The organism is Kiloniella spongiae, from assembly GCF_001026905.1.
Classification (GTDB): domain Bacteria; phylum Pseudomonadota; class Alphaproteobacteria; order Kiloniellales; family Kiloniellaceae; genus Kiloniella; species Kiloniella spongiae.
In genome coordinates, this window is record NZ_LAQL01000002.1 from 173950 (window position 1) to 189724 (window position 15775).

Below are 15775 nucleotides of genomic sequence, written 5' to 3' on the forward strand. Positions count from 1 at the left end.
TGATCACCCGGTTTCACTACTACCATCTGACGCTCCAGCACCAGAGAGAAGATCCATTTGTGACGACCTTCTTGCTTTAATCTCAACGGGTTCATTCAAACCTAAATATTTATACCCCGTTGAACTGAGCAACCGGCCACGGGGCGTTCGCTGTAAAAAGCCTTGTTGAATCAAATAAGGCTCAATGACATCTTCGATGACATCCCGTTGTTCGGATAAAGCAGCCGCAAGAGTTTCGGCCCCGACCGGACCACCGCCATAATTTTCCGCGATAACACGCAGGTATCGACGGTCCATGGCATCAAGGCCCTTCTCATCAACATCCAGACGGCGCAAGGCGACATCGGCATCAGCGGCTTCGATCAATTCAACCCCCGCGACAGCAGCAAAATCTCGAACTCGACGTAACAACCGGCCAGATACTCTTGGTGTTCCCCTTGCCCGGCGCGCGATTTCATAAGCGCCATCGTCACTCATCGGTGCTTCAAGAATTTTGGCCCCACGAGCCACAATTTGCTGTAGTTCCTCTGGCTCATAAAACTGAAGCCTTAGCGGAATTCCAAATCTTTCTCGTAAAGGCGTTGAAATCAACCCTGAACGTGTGGTCGCACCGATTAAGGTAAAGGGCGGCAGATCGATCTGTACCGATCTTGCGGCTGGCCCTTCACCAATAATCAGATCAAGCTTAAAATCTTCCATCGCCGGATAGAGAATCTCTTCGACCACAGGTGAAAGGCGATGAATTTCATCAATAAAAAGAACATCGTATGGCTGCAGGTTCGTTAAAATCGCGGCTAAATCACCGGCCTTGGCAATAACAGGGCCCGATGTTGCCCGAAAACCAACGCCGAGTTCACGGGCGACAACCTGAGCCAGTGTCGTTTTCCCAAGACCTGGAGGTCCAAAGAACAACACATGATCCAGTGCATCACCACGCTGTTTCGTGGCCTCAATAAAAATATGTAGATTTTCGCGTAACTGGCGCTGTCCTATAAATTCCCCAAGGCTTAAAGGACGTAGCGATTTTTCTGCACCGTCACCTTCGGAAAACTCATTGGATACTAATCTATCGTCACTCACCGCATTAACTCCGCAAGACCGCCACGAATAAGTTCTTCAAGCGGCGTATCAGCCCCTTGCTCACTAGATATTTTGGCAACGGCACTATAGGCTTCAGATCGTCGATATCCTAGATTAACCAGCGCAGAAATAGCATCTTCTGAGATTGCCATCGGCGTTGTCGCAGGTTTTCCCGCAGCCGCAGAGCTATCAACAATCTCACCTGATGTCCCCAGCGAAAGCTTGGCAATCTTGTCTTTGAGCTCATTCATAATACGGATAGCCAGCTTGGGTCCGACACCATTCGCCCGGGTCAACGTGGTTTTATCCTGAGCAGCAATGGCAACTGAAAGTTCATCAGGCGATATGGCCGACAGGATCGCAAGGCCAACTTTTGCACCGACCCCCTGAACTGTTCCAAGCAAGAGATACCATTCTTTTTCAGCCGCCGTTGCAAAGCCAAACAGGTGAATATGATCTTCTCTGACATGAGTTTCGATCAACAGGCTCGTTACTTCACCTTCGCCGGGAAGAACAGAGAGCGTGCGGCTGGAACAAAAAACAATATATCCAACGCCACCGACATCGAGCATAACCCAGTCATCCCCAGTGGAATCAACCTTTCCGGTCAGCTTTCCGATCATCTAAATTTCTTCCCCCACGCTTTGCCTGTCTTCTTCACTGTTCTTGGATCTTCTATGCCTGCTTTTTTCAAAGCAGCACTGATTGGATCTTCTGTTCCTTCTGCCCATTTTCTGCCTGTTGTAACATTATGAGCATGACAGATTGCAATAGCCAAGGCATCCGCTGCATCTGAAGAGGTAATTTTACACCCCGGTAACAGGCGTTCAACCATCATCTGAACCTGATCTTTCGTTGCGTGACCAGTCCCAACCACTGATTTTTTAACAATCATCGGCAGGTATTCACCAACGGGCAGGCCAACCAATGCCGGGGTAATAAGAGCAATGCCACGCGCCATCCCAAGCTTGAGCGTTGAACTTGGGTTTTTATTAGCCAGCGTTATTTCGACAGCCGCTTCGTCGGGTTGATAATCAGCAAGAACAGTTTGAATACCGTCGTGGATTTCCACAAGACGTTTGGGTAATTCGTTCGTCGAAAGCGTTTTCACAACACCGTTAGCGATATGGTGCAGCCGACTGCCTTCTGATTCGATGATTCCCCACCCGGTAAAACGAAGGCCGGGATCGATTCCAATGATCCGCATTATTCCAGGACCCGGCCTCCTTTAGAACTTAACCAGCCGTAAGCTTGGCCATAATTTCATCGTCGATTTCAAAATTCGCACTCACGTTCTGAACATCGTCGTTATCATCAAGCGTATCGATCAACTTCAACATTGTTGAGGCCTGATCTTCATTCAAGCTGATGGTATTTTGTGGTTTCCACTGCAAACCAAGTTCTGTTGGCGGACCAAATTTTTCAATCAAAGCATCACGAACATCCGCAAAATCACCGGGATCACAAATAATTTCGTGATCATCATCCGTGCTCTCGACGTTATCTGCGCCCGCTTCAACTGCGGCCTCGAACATCGTATCAGCATCAGCAACTGAGGCCGGATAGGTCAATGACCCAACACGGTCAAACATGAAAGAAACGCTTCCTGTTTCCCCCAAATTGCCACCAAGCTTGGAAAAGGCTGTTCGAACTTCCGATGCTGTTCTGTTACGGTTATCCGTTGATGCATCAACAATCACAGCTACGCCAGCCGGACCATAACCTTCGTAACGAACATCTTCGTAATTCGCGACATCTTCCCCACCAGCAACACGTTTAACAGCGCGATCAATATTGTCTTTCGGCATGTTTGCAGCACGTGCAGCCATAATAGCATTACGTAAGGTCGAGTTTTGTTCTGGATCCGGTAGTCCAGAACGGGCTGCAACCATAATTTCGCGTGTGTGGCGTGCAAAGATTTTCGCACGTTTTTTATCCTGAGCACCTTTACGGTGCATAATGTTCTTAAATTGTGAATGGCCTGCCATGAGCAGAATTCCTAGCTCTCGTATTATTAAACAGTATTTTTAATTGCCTTCTAGCAGGATTTCGCGGGCAGAAGAAGCCCTAATAGAATTGTTTTCTTTTTTCAATCACACTCACACCAAATGATCAGCCGATTTTATCATCTTGAAATTTGGAAAATTTTGCCAAAATCATTAACTAAAGTTTAAGTTAAAATGCCTAGAATAGACTATCGTCAACAGAAGAACGTGATATCTGGATCGGGTACACATCATGGCAGAGAAGTTTCATATCCTCGATTTCCCCGAGGACAATCAACTTGACGCAAAAGAGTTTTCAAAGCTTGCAGAACAAGCTGCTGATCTGACAGAGGACTACGCGTTCTATTCAAATCTGGACGCCTTGAGTACACTTATCGAAACAGCGAAACCTTCATCGAATCAAGGATTAGAAGCCACGTCACAGGCAACGTCTATCGCCAAAGATACGCTTCAACAAACCAGCATGATGATTGACGAGGTTGGCCGCTTTAAAACTTTATCAGAAAAAATCGCTAAACACTCTTAACGCAAAAAACGTTAATCAATCTGTGGAATAGTCTGGGATAATCGCCCACCGACACGAACAGGCTCTACCCGAGTAGCCAAGCCTGTGGCATCATCGGTCTCTATGTACAACGCGCACAAAGTCGCCTCGCCAACCGCTGGGCTCATTCGTTCTGTCGGCAGCTTTTTTGTGAAGCGGGCCACGGGCACTTCTTTTTTCATGCCAATAACCGAATCATAATCTCCGGTCATACCGACATCGCTCTGATAGGCTGTTCCATTCGGTAATACTGTATGATCAGCGGTTGGTACGTGAGTATGAGTACCAACAACAAGGCTAACCTTGCCATCCAGGAAATGTCCCATAGCCATTTTCTCGCTGGTCGCTTCCCCGTGAAAATCAACCACGACAGCAGAAAGCCCTTGCTGCCCCATTTTATAACGATCCAGTATTTTGAAGATCGCGGCAAAAGGATCATCCAGCGGATCCATAAAGACCCGCCCCATGGCATTCATCACCATGATCTTGCGTCCACCCTGCACTTCATAGAGTGCAGCCCCACGACCTGGTGCACCTTCCGGATAATTCAAAGGACGCAACAGACGATTTTCGTTGTTGATATAAACCATGCAATCCCGCTGATCCCAACTGTGATTACCGCCAGAGACAACATCCGCACCATTATCAAAAAACTGCTTACAGATTTTTTCTGTGATTCCAAAACCCGATGCCGCATTCTCGCCATTAACAATCACGAAATCCAGCTTCAAGTCCCGGCGAAGCCCTGGCAGGTGCGCAGCAATTGCATCTCGACCGGAACGCCCGACAACATCACCACAGAATAATAATCTCATAACAGTCTCTTCATAAATGGGGCCACTATGGAAAAGCAGCCTTCTTTCAATACATCGTCCTACTACCCTGTGCAGAGCAGATTGGCAAAGAGTTTACCCGGACGAGACCCATTCTCGATAACATCACGGCTTAAAAACCAGATTTAAAACAAAGGGATTAATGAGAGCTTGAATCAAGAGAGATCAATGACTTCCTGTTCAGTTACAATATAATCCAACGGCTGATCATAAGGCCCACGAATAACAGCTGGCATTTCCTGTCCTGCATAGGCAATACCAATCGCTATGACCGATTTTTTAACCCGTAGTTTATCCAGTGTCCGATCATAAAAACCCCCGCCATAGCCGAGGCGGTAGCCTGCGCGATCAAAAGCAAGGAGCGGAACAAAAAGAACATCAGGTTCCAGTTCTTCCTTGTCACCCCCCGGCTCTTTGGTGCCAAAACCGGCATCATCAAGGGTATCATCCGGTGCCCAGCTTCGAAAGATCAATGGTTTTCCAGTCCCGAGCATAACAGGCAGTACAGGCTTGAAACCTTTAAGATGTAACGTTTGTAACAAAGGCATCGGGTCAAGTTCATCACCCAAGGGCCAATAGGCAGAAACAACAACCTGACCAGGCAAAGGAACCGTTTCAAACAAACGTTTACAGAGTTGCTCAGCAGCGTCAGGATTGTGTTTATAGGCTTCGGCACGATTCTTCTTGGCTTCTTTACGAAGCAATTTCTTGCGCTGGTCTATCTCATCAATATTCGATGTATTCATTATCCCCTCCAAATCCATATCTATTCACCCCGATTAGGGCTCAATAAACCAGAGAGGAAAACGTGGTGCCGCGGTAACCGTCGGCTCAAAGTCCTCTTGCGGCCTGCATAAGCAGGTGGGCGCCATATGCCGAGACCACGATCCCGACAGGGACAGCTCCCTAAAGAAGATTATTGGCCCCAGGGATTTTACCAGCCTAACGCGCCCCGCAGCACCAGTGAGATCTTTTACTGATTTTCCAATCGGGCGGCAATAGATTCCAAGCGATCCGCACAACTTTCCAGCGCGCTTGCGACTTTCTCTGCTTCAACTTCGTCAGCAGCGATATCTTTTTTGCCGTTTCCGGATTTACCATCATCGATTTGGATATAGGCTTCGTGCAACTCATCCGCAAGAAGTAAACTTGCCATAAGCATTAAATGAGCTTCACTTACCTGTCCCATTGACCCTTTAAGCTCATCAATCTTTTGATTGATATACTTGCCCAAACCTAAAAGGTGATCTTCCTGTCCATCCTGACAACCAACTGAATAGCGGCGTCCGTTCACATTCAGAGTTACTTGCGCCATACTCTTAGTTCTCCAGTGAGGCTGAAAGCTGCCCGATCACTTTATCCAAGCGATCACCAACTTCCTGTTTCGTATTTTGAAGCTCGGCATTCTCTTTCAAACTCTGATCGAGATTTTTTTGCAACTCTTGAAGCGCTCCATCGGATTCGTTTGATGTTGCTTCAATGTTTTTCTCAATTGTATCCACTGCAAGGGCAAGACGCTCCACAGCTTTCAGTAATCTCGTCATATCAAGAAACAGCCATTTGCTGAAATTTTATCCCCAGATCAGTAACCCAGTTCAATTACAGGGTAATATAGATATTCACCAGAATAAGATGTCCATCTTACATAGGTCAACCGCCTGTCTTACAAGTCTTTTCATTGTGTCCTTTATAGGATCATTTTTCCAAACATGACAGGCATTCCTCAGATCACTGTTGACCTTGGCGGTGCAAAGGGGCATTTTGCCGCCGTTAATGGCCCCCTGTCTTAAGTATTACAGACAGGATAATCTGAACCCAACTGGGGACCTTGAATATGACTGCACTGCGCCTTCCCGTATCTGCTGCGGACGCCGCGCCAGGTAGCAACCACACTGATATGGCAAATGCCATTCGTGCTCTTTCCATGGATGCCGTTCAACGCGCGAACTCTGGACATCCAGGAATGCCAATGGGCATGGCTGATGTAGCTACCGTACTTTACAGCCGTTTTCTTAAATTTGATCCATTACGCCCTGACTGGGCAGACCGCGACCGTTTTGTTTTGTCTGCTGGTCATGGATCAATGCTGATCTATTCCTTGCTTCATCTCACTGGTTATCCAGACATGACAATGGATCAGATCAAAAACTTCCGTCAGTTGGACAGCATCACAGCTGGTCACCCTGAATTTGGTCACGCACCCGGCATTGAAACAACCACAGGCCCTCTTGGTCAGGGTATTGCAACGGCAGTCGGCATGGCCTTGGGCGAGCGTATGATGAATGCCCGTTATGGCGATGAAATTGTTGATCACTACACCTATGCAATTGCCGGTGATGGTTGCCTGATGGAAGGCATCAGCCACGAAGCAATTTCAATGGCCGGTCACCTGAAGCTCAACAAGCTGATTGTTCTTTTTGATGACAACGGCATCACCATTGATGGCTCAACGGATCTATCTGTTTCTGATAACCAGATCAAACGCTTTGAAGCGTGTGGTTGGGATGCCGTCGCAATTGATGGTCATGATCCCGAAGCAATCGCTGCGGCAATCGAAGCTGCGCGCAACAGTAACAAGCCGTCTTTGATTGCCTGCAAAACAGTCATCGGCTTTGGTGCTCCGACAAAAGCGGGAACATCTAAAACTCACGGCGCGCCCCTCGGCGACGATGAGATTGCGGGCACCAGAGAGAAAATTGGCTGGCCGCACGCCCCGTTCGAAATTCCTGAGAACATTCTCAAAGCTTGGAGATCCGCGGGTGAACGTGGTGCAGAATTCTCTACTGCATGGGATGCTGAACTCGCAAAAATTCCAGCGGACAAGCGTAAGCTTTTCGAAGATCAAATGGCAGGTAAGTTACCCGACGGTTGGAAAGAAACCTTCCGAGCTTACAAAACCAAAGTCAGCGAAGAAGCACCAAAACTGGCAACGCGTCAGTCTTCTCAAAATGCACTTGAAGAACTTACAGCACTAATCCCGCAAATGATTGGCGGTTCTGCTGATCTCACAGGTTCGAACAACACCAAATCCGGTATTCAGGGGCCTGTCAGTGCAGACAACTACGGCGGCAGCTACATTTATTACGGTGTGCGTGAACACGGTATGGCAGCAGCTATGAATGGCCTAGCTCTTCACGGCGGTTTTATTCCTTACGGTGGAACGTTCCTGGTCTTCACAGACTATTGCCGGCCCTCTATTCGCCTTTCAGCCCTAATGAAACAACGCGTTATATACGTTATGACGCACGATTCTATCGGCCTGGGCGAAGATGGACCAACACACCAACCTGTAGAACACGTCGCCTCTCTTCGTGCTATTCCGAACCTCAATGTCTTCCGCCCGGCTGATGCCATTGAAGCTGCTGAGTGCTGGGAACTGGCGCTTGAAAGCGAAGAGACACCGTCTGTAATCGCTTTAACTCGTCAAGGCCTTCCTGCACAGCGTAAGGATATATCTGTTAACTATTCCAGTTACGGTGCTTATATCCTTAATCCTTCAGTATTGGATCGTCAGGTCACATTGTTAGCAACCGGATCAGAAGTAGAGATAGCAATTGCTGGTCAGAAACTTCTTGAAGAAATGGGCATTGGTACAGCGGTTGTTTCCATGCCATGCTGGGAACTGTTCAAACAACAGCCACAGCATTACCGTGATGAAGTCCTCTCCCCCGGCACACTAACAGTTGCCGTTGAAGCTGCACTTCCATTTGGATGGCACGAGTGGATTGGATCACAGGGTGCATTTGTCGGGATGACCGATTTCGGCGCTTCAGCCCCAATTGATCAACTCTACAAGAAATTTAAAATTACACCCGAAGCAATCGTAGACGCAGTTAAAGCGCGTCTATAAAACTTGGGATCTGTTAAAGGATTTTAAATATGACTGAATCACTTGCAGATATTGCACAAGCTCTTGTAACCAGCGGCAAGGGTATTCTTGCCGCTGATGAGAGTACGGGCACCATAAAAAAACGCTTTGATTCTATAAATGCAGAATCAACCGAAGACTCTCGCCGCGATTACCGCGAGCTTTTGTTCAAAGCAAAAGGCGGGAATGATTTTATCAGTGGTGTCATTCTTTATGATGAAACCCTGCGTCAGAATGCTGCTGATGGCACACCTTTAAGCAAAGTGCTTCAGGATCAGGGCATCATTCCCGGCATTAAAGTTGATCTTGGCGCCAAGCCACTCGCCGGACATGACATTGAAACGATTACCGAAGGCCTTGATGGTCTGCGGGATCGTTTGAAAGACTATGCAAATCTTGGTGCTAAATTCACCAAGTGGCGTGGTGTTTACAAAATTACCGAAGAAACGCCAAGCTTTGCAGCTGTTAGCGCCAATGCCCATGCTTTGGCCCGTTATGCAGCACTTGCGCAAGAAGCAGGAATGGTTCCAATCGTAGAACCTGAAATCCTCATGGACGGTGATCACGACATCAACGTTTGTCAGGCCATTAGCGAAGAAGTTCTGCGTTCTGTTTTTGCTGAACTGGCCAATCAGGAAGTCGAGCTGGAAGGGATTCTTCTAAAACCAAACATGGTGATTGCCGGACAGGATTGCCCCGAACAGAATTCTGCTGAAGAAGTCGCAGAACGCACAGTTGCAACCCTCTTGCGCTGTGTACCTGCCGCTGTTCCTGGCATTGTTTTCCTTTCCGGTGGTCAAAGTGACGAGTTGGCAACAAATCATCTCAATGCCATGAACAAAATAAGTAGTAATCTGCCATGGAAGCTCAGCTTTTCTTATGGCCGTGCGCTACAAGCAGCCCCCCTCAAAGCCTGGGCTGGTAAAAAAGAAAATGCTGATGCGATGCAACAGGCATTTTTGAAAAGAGCCGAAGATAACAGCAGGGCGTCGACAGGCACCCTCGATTAATCTTCACCTTAATAAGCACCCCATCCGAAAGGTTGGGGTGTTGTACTAAGAGGCAAAAGCCTCGAACACGTGTAACTAAATAAAGAAAATAGGTTCCAAATCATGACAGTCAAAGTTGGAATCAATGGTTTTGGTCGCATTGGTCGCCTCACACTTCGTGGAGCAATAGAAACCAATCGTGACGACATCGAAATCGTTGCTATTAACGCATCTGGCGATCCCGCTATTCATGCCCATATGCTTAAATTTGATTCCGTTCACGGTACCCTCAATGCAGAGGTCGATGCGGATGAAGAAAACATCATTATCAACGGCAAAAAAATCAGAATGCTGCATGATCGTGACCCGGCTAAGTTGCCGTGGAGCGATTATGACGTCGATATCGTGCTGGAATGTACCGGTGCCTTTAACAATGTAGAGGGATCTTCTCTGCACATGGTTGGTGGTGCAAAGAAAGTTTTGATTTCAGCCCCGGCCAAAAAAGGTTGTGATTTAACCGTCGTGTACGGCGTTAATCACAAGCAACTTCAAACAGGCCACAAGATTGTTTCCAACGCTTCTTGCACAACAAACTGTCTGGCCCCGGTTGTTGATGTTCTTCAGAACCAAATTGGTATCAAAAACGGCTTCATGACAACCACACATGCCTACACAGGTGACCAGACAACGGTTGATTCAAAACACAAAGACCTTCGTCGTGCGCGTGCTGCTGCTGTTTCAATGATCCCGACATCAACTGGTGCCGCCCGGGCAATCGGCGAAGTTCTACCAGAACTGGAAGGCAAGCTGGAAGGAAATGCGATCCGCGTTCCTACTGCCAATGTAAGCTGTATCGATCTGACCTTCACTGCTGAACGAGATACGACAGTCGAAGAAATCAACAACGCTATGATTGATGCCTCCAAAGGGTACCTAAAAGGTGTTCTTGGTATTAATGCCTTGCCGCTGGTTTCCTGTGATTTCAATCACAACCCTTCATCATCTGTTTTTGATACCACACAAACCCAGATTATCGGCGGCAACTTTGTTCGCGTTCTTGCTTGGTATGACAACGAATGGGGCTTCAGCCTCCGTATGCTGGATACAGCTGTTGCGATGGGCAAACATTTATAAGCGGCAGATCTTACTTCTGTTTTGAATGGGGTTCTTTTGAATCCCATTCTCTTTTCCACTTCTTTGATTCATCATTTTACTGGGATTCATCATTTTGCTGGGATTTGTCCTTTTTCTGGCACGACCTATTCGCTTTTGTGATATGAGCTATTCTTTTCTATCCATTGCCAGCCACCATCCGCTTAGGTATGAAAAGACATGAATTCTGAAATTTATCTCCTTACCCCCACGGACTTGTTGTCTGATGACAAAGACGTCGAACAGTTCAAAGCCTTATATATTCAGGCTTTGGATGGAGGTGGAATTTCCTGTGTCCTGCTTAGTGGGACAGCTAACAGTACTGAAGCGTTGAAGAAAGCAGTTGAGGCACTTCAACCTTTAACGCAACAACGTGATATCGCTTTCCTCATAGAAGACGATTATCAAACCGCCAAAGCATTGGGATGCGACGGTGTGCACCTGAACGATGCAGCTAGCTACAAAGAAGCGCGCGAGTATCTTGGGGCAGATTATATTGTCGGCGTTGACTGTGGTATATCGCGACATGATGCAATTCTGGTTGGAGAAGCCGGAGCCGACTACGTTGCTTTTAATAATAGACGTCCTTTACCGGAAATCGAAGATCCTGACGTTCGTGAATTTGAAGAAGGTGGTCCTAAAGGCTTGGAACTTTTGACCTGGTGGCAGACGATGATGACACCGCCTTGTGTCTCTATGGACGACATCCCGATTGAAGCTGTAAAATCACACGCAGATGCCGGGGCCGATTTTATCGCGGTACAAGCGGCGATATGGAACCACTCGGATAATTCGACAGCGGCAATCACAGAAGTAAACGAGGCGATTGCCTGAACGCCAAGGAACTGATAGTTTCCCCAGCGAAATAAAAGTACACACACTAATTAATGTTATTTGACAACTGAAGACGGGCACAGATCATGAAAATTAACGGTAATGCCATTCGCCCTGGCAATATTATTGAGCATAAAGGCCGCCTGATGCGCGCCATGAAAACTCAACACACGCAACCGGGCAAAGGTGGAGCGTACCTGCAGGTAGAACTAAAAGATATCCGCGACGGTACAAAAATGAACGAGCGTTTTCGCGCCAGTGAAGATGTTGATCGTGTCCGCCTTGACCAAATCGAATATCAGTTCCTGTTCCGTGAAGACGACATGCTTACTTTTATGAACAATGAAAGTTACGAGCAAATCGCTTTGCACGAAGACATGGTTGGTGAACCTGTTATCTTCCTTCAGGACGGCATGACCGTTTCCATTGAACTTTATGAAGAAGAACCAATCTCTGTTGTTCTGCCCGATACTGTCATCTGTGAAGTCGTCGAAGCGGATGCCGTTGTCAAAGGGCAAACAGCTTCATCTTCTTACAAACCTGGCGTTCTGGACAATGGCGCACGTATTTTGGTTCCACCACACATCGCAGCTGGCACACGCATTGTTGTTAATACTGCGGACGGCAGTTATGTGGAACGCGCCAAAGACTAACTCGTTTATCACAGAGAGGCTTTATTAGCCCCCTCTTAAAACACGGAAAGTAATTTCGATGGTATATCGCTCTCCCCGTATAACGGTTATGATCCGCGCTGCTGAAAAAGCTGCCCGTAGCCTGAAACGCGATTTTGGTGAAGTTGAAAATCTACAGGTTTCAAAAAAGGGACCTGCCGACTTCGTTTCGACAGCCGATCTTAAAGCTGAAAAAATCCTCATAGAAGAGCTGAAAAGAGCACGTCCTGAATTTGGCTTTCTGACAGAAGAAGCCGGGGAAGAAAAAGGCGAGAGCAAAGACGAGAGATGGATCATTGATCCTCTGGATGGCACAACAAACTTCCTCCACGGTTTGCCACACTTCGCTATTTCCATTGCACTGGAAGTACGTGGCGAAATTGTTGCTGCACTTGTATATGATCCAATCAAAGATGAGATGTACACTGCCGAAAAAGGCAACGGTGCATATCTCAATGATCGCCGCCTGCGTGTTTCTGGCCGTGTTAGCCTAGACAGCACGATCATTGCGACAGGAACCCCGTTCCTGGGCCGTGGAGACAGAGGTCCATTCCTTCGTGAAATTAACGCTGTAATGGCTCAAACTGCGGGTGTTCGCAGATGGGGCGCGGCAGCCTTGGATCTCGCTTATGTCGCTGCCGGACGTTATGACGCTTTCTGGGAAAGAGATCTGTCGTCTTGGGATGTCGCTGCGGGCTTGCTTCTTGTGAAAGAAGCTGGTGGATCTGTCACAGAAATTGACGGACGCGCATTCAAGCTGAAAAGTCAGAGTATTCTTTGTGCAAATATTGACTTGCACCCTAAGATGGTAAAATTGTTCAAAGAGTCCGGTAAATACTAGTTTTCTGCTCTCTGAGAACTTCAATTTAGACTATAGCACAAAGGCTCATCTTGTATGAGCCTTTGTTTCTTTTAGCCTTCCCTATTGTCGTATCCCTCTATGAGCATTAAGCTACGGACAAAGATTCACATTTGGGAATCATCCTGGGGGATGGAAATTGTTCAAGCCTATGAGCTATATGCATAAAAATAGACACCAAAATCGCTCAACAATGCTACAGGCAAGCTGCGCCACACTAGCACTACTATGCAGTGCATCAGCCGCAGCTGCACAGAACACAACAATCATTGGCGGGTCCGGAAGTTCTGGTGTTTACATTAATGAGCAACTGATTGGTTCAGTTCCAGCCTATTCCAATGGGTACTCCTATGGCGCGCAAGCAACACCCTCTGGTTATCCCGGTGCTGGAAACAATCAGTACCTCAGTAGGCCTGGCAACCTGCTTTTTCCACCAGCAAGCTTTCCCCATAGCCAAGTTACGATAAACAATTTCGCTGATTTTCAAGGCTCTGGATATAACCAGACAACCTATTCAGCACAGGATAATCCACAGTCTTATAATTCTTGGCAACAACGCTACGGGCAAAATTCCTATGCTCAAAGTGGCTACCTGCAACAACCCGGACAGGCGACAGGATCAAGTCTCTATAACCCCTACGGACAGCCACTTGTTCCCTTGTCTCAAGTATCCAGCACACACGTAGCAAGTACCGGGCAACAACCACAGTATCCATCACAAGTACCAGCGTTTTCGCCGCAATCACAGCTACTGGTTCCTCCACCTAGTGGCGGAAACCGTGTTGTACAAAACGCACCAGACGTAAAAAGATCCGCCCCATCAGCGCAAGCACCTGTAGCACAGACAGCTTCTATAACACCGCCTGTTCCCCCTAAAGTGACAGCAAAAAAGGCTGAACCTGTCAGTCAGACACAAGCACCAAGTTCGATTATTCCGCCGGCCCCAACTGTCGAAGAAACACTGCCAACCAAAATTGAACCCGTTGCAACACCACAAGCTGTTGCCCCCAAAACGCCAAAGGTAGAAGAGACTGTAAAGGCAACAACAGCAGCGGCAGAGGGCACAACCTTCTCTGCTCCGGCACCAACTGTCACTGCCCCCTCTGTTACAGCTCCGGCTCCAAAGATTGAAACCGTGACGGCAGAGCCCGTATTAACCCCACCACCAGTGCCTGAACCAGAAGCGCCTATCGCAGAAACAGACATTCCAACAGCGCCAACAATTGCAGGGACAGCATTAACAGAAAGCACAGAGGCACTTGCACCACCACCGCCTCCACCTGTTGCGGAGATCCCACAAGCCGAGACCGTCCCTGTTGAAATTCGACCTGCAACAGAAGAAACAGCCGCGATTACACCTTCGGGTGAGCTTGGTCCTATTCAGTTATTGTTTGAGCCAAGTGAAGCAGATTTGAGTTCAGAAGCAAAAGCACAGTTAAACACGCTTGCAGATCAACTTTTGGCGGATCAAAGCAAGATTGTTCAACTTTTAGCCTACGCTGGGGACAACGAGAGCAATGCTCAGGCGCGTCGTATCTCTCTTTCCAGAGCACTTGCTGTTCGTGGTGTGTTGATGGAACGCGGTATTCCAAGTACGCGAATGCACGTCCGTGCCTTGGGCAATAAAGCTAAAAACGGCAACCCAGATCGGGTAGAGATTATTCCAGTACAGAACTAATTCTTCGACCTACTCTCCGGTGGGAAATAGCTGTCTTAGTTTTGCCTAATAAAAGCTGTAGCCTGCGGAGAGTTTCTAAACACCAGAAGGCGCTTAACGCATGAAACGGCCAACACGCTACCTAATCCGGATGGGGATTTTCTTAGGAATAGTTAGTCTCGCTGTTGCAGCACTGGCACCAAGCCTTCATGAAGCATTCATAGCCAATGCAGTTATGAATGGCATGATTCTGGGCGTTCTTTTCCTAGGAATTATTTATATATTCCGACAGGTATTATCCCTTAATCCTGAGCTTGCCTGGCTAGAACATCTAAAAAGAGAAACAGAAGGTGGTTTGGTCTTCGCTGGCTCAATGAACGAGATCAGAGAACCAAGACTTCTTGGCCCCATGGCAACGATGATTGGAGAGAAAAAAGGAAAATTAAGCCTCTCTACTCTGTCCATGCGAACACTTCTTGATGGTATTCAAAGCCGTATAGAAGAAAGCCACGATATTTCCAGATACTTGATAGGCCTACTAATTTTCCTTGGGTTACTTGGAACTTTTTGGGGCCTGTTGGAAACCGTCAATGCCGTCGGCGATACCATCGCCGGATTAAGTACGACAGCAGATGATCCTTCTGCTATGTTCGATGAACTTAAATCGGGCTTGGCGACGCCACTATCCGGCATGGGAACAGCTTTTAGTTCATCGTTATTTGGATTAGCAGGTTCACTCGTACTCGGTTTTCTAGAACTCCAGGCTGGGCAAGCACACAACCGTTTCCTCAATTATCTGGAAGAATGGCTGTCAGGCATTACCAAACTTTCCAGCGGCGGCCCTGGCGCTGAGGGAGATCAGTCTGTTCCGGCCTATATATCCGCATTGCTGGAGCAAACGGCTGAAAGCTTGGAAAAGCTTGAAAGAACCATGGCTCGTGATGAAGAAGAGCGCGTTCGGGCAAATCAGTCTTTGATTACGCTAACAGAGCGCATGTCCACACTGACCGATCATATGCGCGCAGAACAAAGCGTTATGCTCAGCATTGCAGAGACACAGTCACAGTTAAAGCCAATCCTCGGGCAATTGGCGCAAAAACAGATCGCTCCTGTAAACGCAGGTATCGACGAAGCCTCCAAAGGCCACCTGAGAAACATGGATCTTCGACTGGAACAGCTTTCAGGGGAGATTGCCAATGGCAGGGAAAGCTCTGTTCAGGAAATAAGAAGCGAAATCCGTCTATTAACACGCACATTGGCAGCCATGGCAGAAGGGGAATAA

Annotated in this window: 17 protein-coding genes and 1 other RNA gene; 9 read left to right on the top strand and 9 right to left on the bottom strand. The window is 47.6% G+C overall.

Annotated elements, in window-relative coordinates; translation table 11 throughout:
• Window positions 1–3: 3 nt before the first annotated feature.
• Genes ruvB through WH96_RS00800 form a run of 4 tightly spaced genes read right to left on the bottom strand, consistent with a single transcriptional unit; the run spans window position 4 to window position 3068 of the window.
• Entirely contained in the window at window positions 4–1080 is a 1077-nt protein-coding gene (ruvB, locus tag WH96_RS00785; RefSeq protein ID WP_047762238.1) for a Holliday junction branch migration DNA helicase RuvB, read from the bottom strand.
• Window positions 1077–1703 (bottom strand): Holliday junction branch migration protein RuvA, encoded by a 627-nt coding sequence (ruvA, locus tag WH96_RS00790; RefSeq protein WP_047762239.1) that lies wholly within the window; start codon window positions 1701–1703, stop codon window positions 1077–1079. The genes ruvB and ruvA overlap by 4 nt, the downstream gene beginning before the upstream one ends.
• Window positions 1700–2287, bottom strand: a complete 588-nt coding sequence (gene ruvC / locus WH96_RS00795) for a crossover junction endodeoxyribonuclease RuvC (RefSeq protein ID WP_053005515.1) — start codon at window positions 2285–2287, stop codon at window positions 1700–1702. The genes ruvA and ruvC overlap by 4 nt, the downstream gene beginning before the upstream one ends.
• A 28-nt stretch (window positions 2288–2315) precedes the next feature.
• Window positions 2316–3068: a YebC/PmpR family DNA-binding transcriptional regulator gene (locus WH96_RS00800; RefSeq protein ID WP_047762241.1), complete on the bottom strand. Its 753-nt coding sequence runs from the start codon at window positions 3066–3068 to the stop codon at window positions 2316–2318.
• 250 nt (window positions 3069–3318) lie between these two features.
• Between WH96_RS00800 and WH96_RS00805 the strand changes: the two genes are divergently transcribed.
• On the top strand, window positions 3319–3612 hold the full coding sequence (locus WH96_RS00805; protein ID WP_047762242.1) for a hypothetical protein: 294 nt from the start codon (window positions 3319–3321) through the stop codon (window positions 3610–3612).
• 11 nt (window positions 3613–3623) lie between these two features.
• On the opposite strand, the gene WH96_RS00810 is transcribed toward WH96_RS00805, so the two are convergent.
• The 5 genes from WH96_RS00810 to WH96_RS00825 all read right to left on the bottom strand — a co-directional run bounded on the left by WH96_RS00810 (window position 3624) and on the right by WH96_RS00825 (window position 6007).
• Window positions 3624–4445 carry a TIGR00282 family metallophosphoesterase gene (locus tag WH96_RS00810; RefSeq protein ID WP_047762243.1) on the bottom strand — a complete coding sequence of 274 codons (822 nt, stop codon included), beginning with the start codon at window positions 4443–4445 and terminating at the stop codon, window positions 3624–3626.
• 173 nt (window positions 4446–4618) lie between these two features.
• Window positions 4619–5209 (bottom strand): 5-formyltetrahydrofolate cyclo-ligase, encoded by a 591-nt coding sequence (locus WH96_RS00815; RefSeq protein ID WP_047762244.1) that lies wholly within the window; start codon window positions 5207–5209, stop codon window positions 4619–4621.
• 61 nt (window positions 5210–5270) lie between these two features.
• A non-coding RNA gene (ssrS, locus tag WH96_RS21675) (6S RNA) lies at window positions 5271–5427 on the bottom strand.
• Between the two features lie 9 nt (window positions 5428–5436).
• Window positions 5437–5778, bottom strand: coding sequence for a cell division protein ZapA (locus WH96_RS00820; RefSeq protein WP_047762245.1), 342 nt, complete (start codon window positions 5776–5778; stop codon window positions 5437–5439).
• A 4-nt stretch (window positions 5779–5782) separates the two neighbouring features.
• Complete coding sequence (locus WH96_RS00825) at window positions 5783–6007, bottom strand: hypothetical protein (RefSeq protein ID WP_047762246.1); 225 nt, start codon at window positions 6005–6007, stop codon at window positions 5783–5785.
• Between the two features lie 290 nt (window positions 6008–6297).
• On the opposite strand from WH96_RS00825, the gene tkt reads away from it, so the two are divergent.
• From tkt to WH96_RS00865, 8 genes are all read left to right on the top strand, one after another.
• On the top strand, window positions 6298–8313 hold the full coding sequence (gene tkt / locus WH96_RS00830; protein WP_082130263.1) for a transketolase: 2016 nt from the start codon (window positions 6298–6300) through the stop codon (window positions 8311–8313).
• A 29-nt stretch (window positions 8314–8342) separates the two neighbouring features.
• Window positions 8343–9341 (top strand): class I fructose-bisphosphate aldolase, encoded by a 999-nt coding sequence (locus tag WH96_RS00835; protein WP_047762247.1) that lies wholly within the window; start codon window positions 8343–8345, stop codon window positions 9339–9341.
• A 102-nt stretch (window positions 9342–9443) separates the two neighbouring features.
• Window positions 9444–10454 carry a type I glyceraldehyde-3-phosphate dehydrogenase gene (gene gap, locus WH96_RS00840; RefSeq protein ID WP_047762248.1) on the top strand — a complete coding sequence of 337 codons (1011 nt, stop codon included), beginning with the start codon at window positions 9444–9446 and terminating at the stop codon, window positions 10452–10454.
• Window positions 10455–10652: 198 nt separating this feature from the next.
• On the top strand, window positions 10653–11306 hold the full coding sequence (locus WH96_RS00845) for a thiamine phosphate synthase (RefSeq protein WP_053005517.1): 654 nt from the start codon (window positions 10653–10655) through the stop codon (window positions 11304–11306).
• 86 nt (window positions 11307–11392) lie between these two features.
• Window positions 11393–11959: an elongation factor P gene (gene efp / locus WH96_RS00850; RefSeq protein ID WP_047762249.1), complete on the top strand. Its 567-nt coding sequence runs from the start codon at window positions 11393–11395 to the stop codon at window positions 11957–11959.
• A 58-nt stretch (window positions 11960–12017) separates the two neighbouring features.
• Window positions 12018–12818, top strand: a complete 801-nt coding sequence (locus WH96_RS00855) for an inositol monophosphatase family protein (protein WP_047762250.1) — start codon at window positions 12018–12020, stop codon at window positions 12816–12818.
• 157 nt (window positions 12819–12975) lie between these two features.
• Entirely contained in the window at window positions 12976–14514 is a 1539-nt protein-coding gene (locus WH96_RS20995) for an OmpA family protein (protein WP_156176647.1), read from the top strand.
• Between the two features lie 100 nt (window positions 14515–14614).
• On the top strand, window positions 14615–15775 hold the full coding sequence (locus WH96_RS00865) for a hypothetical protein (protein ID WP_047762251.1): 1161 nt from the start codon (window positions 14615–14617) through the stop codon (window positions 15773–15775).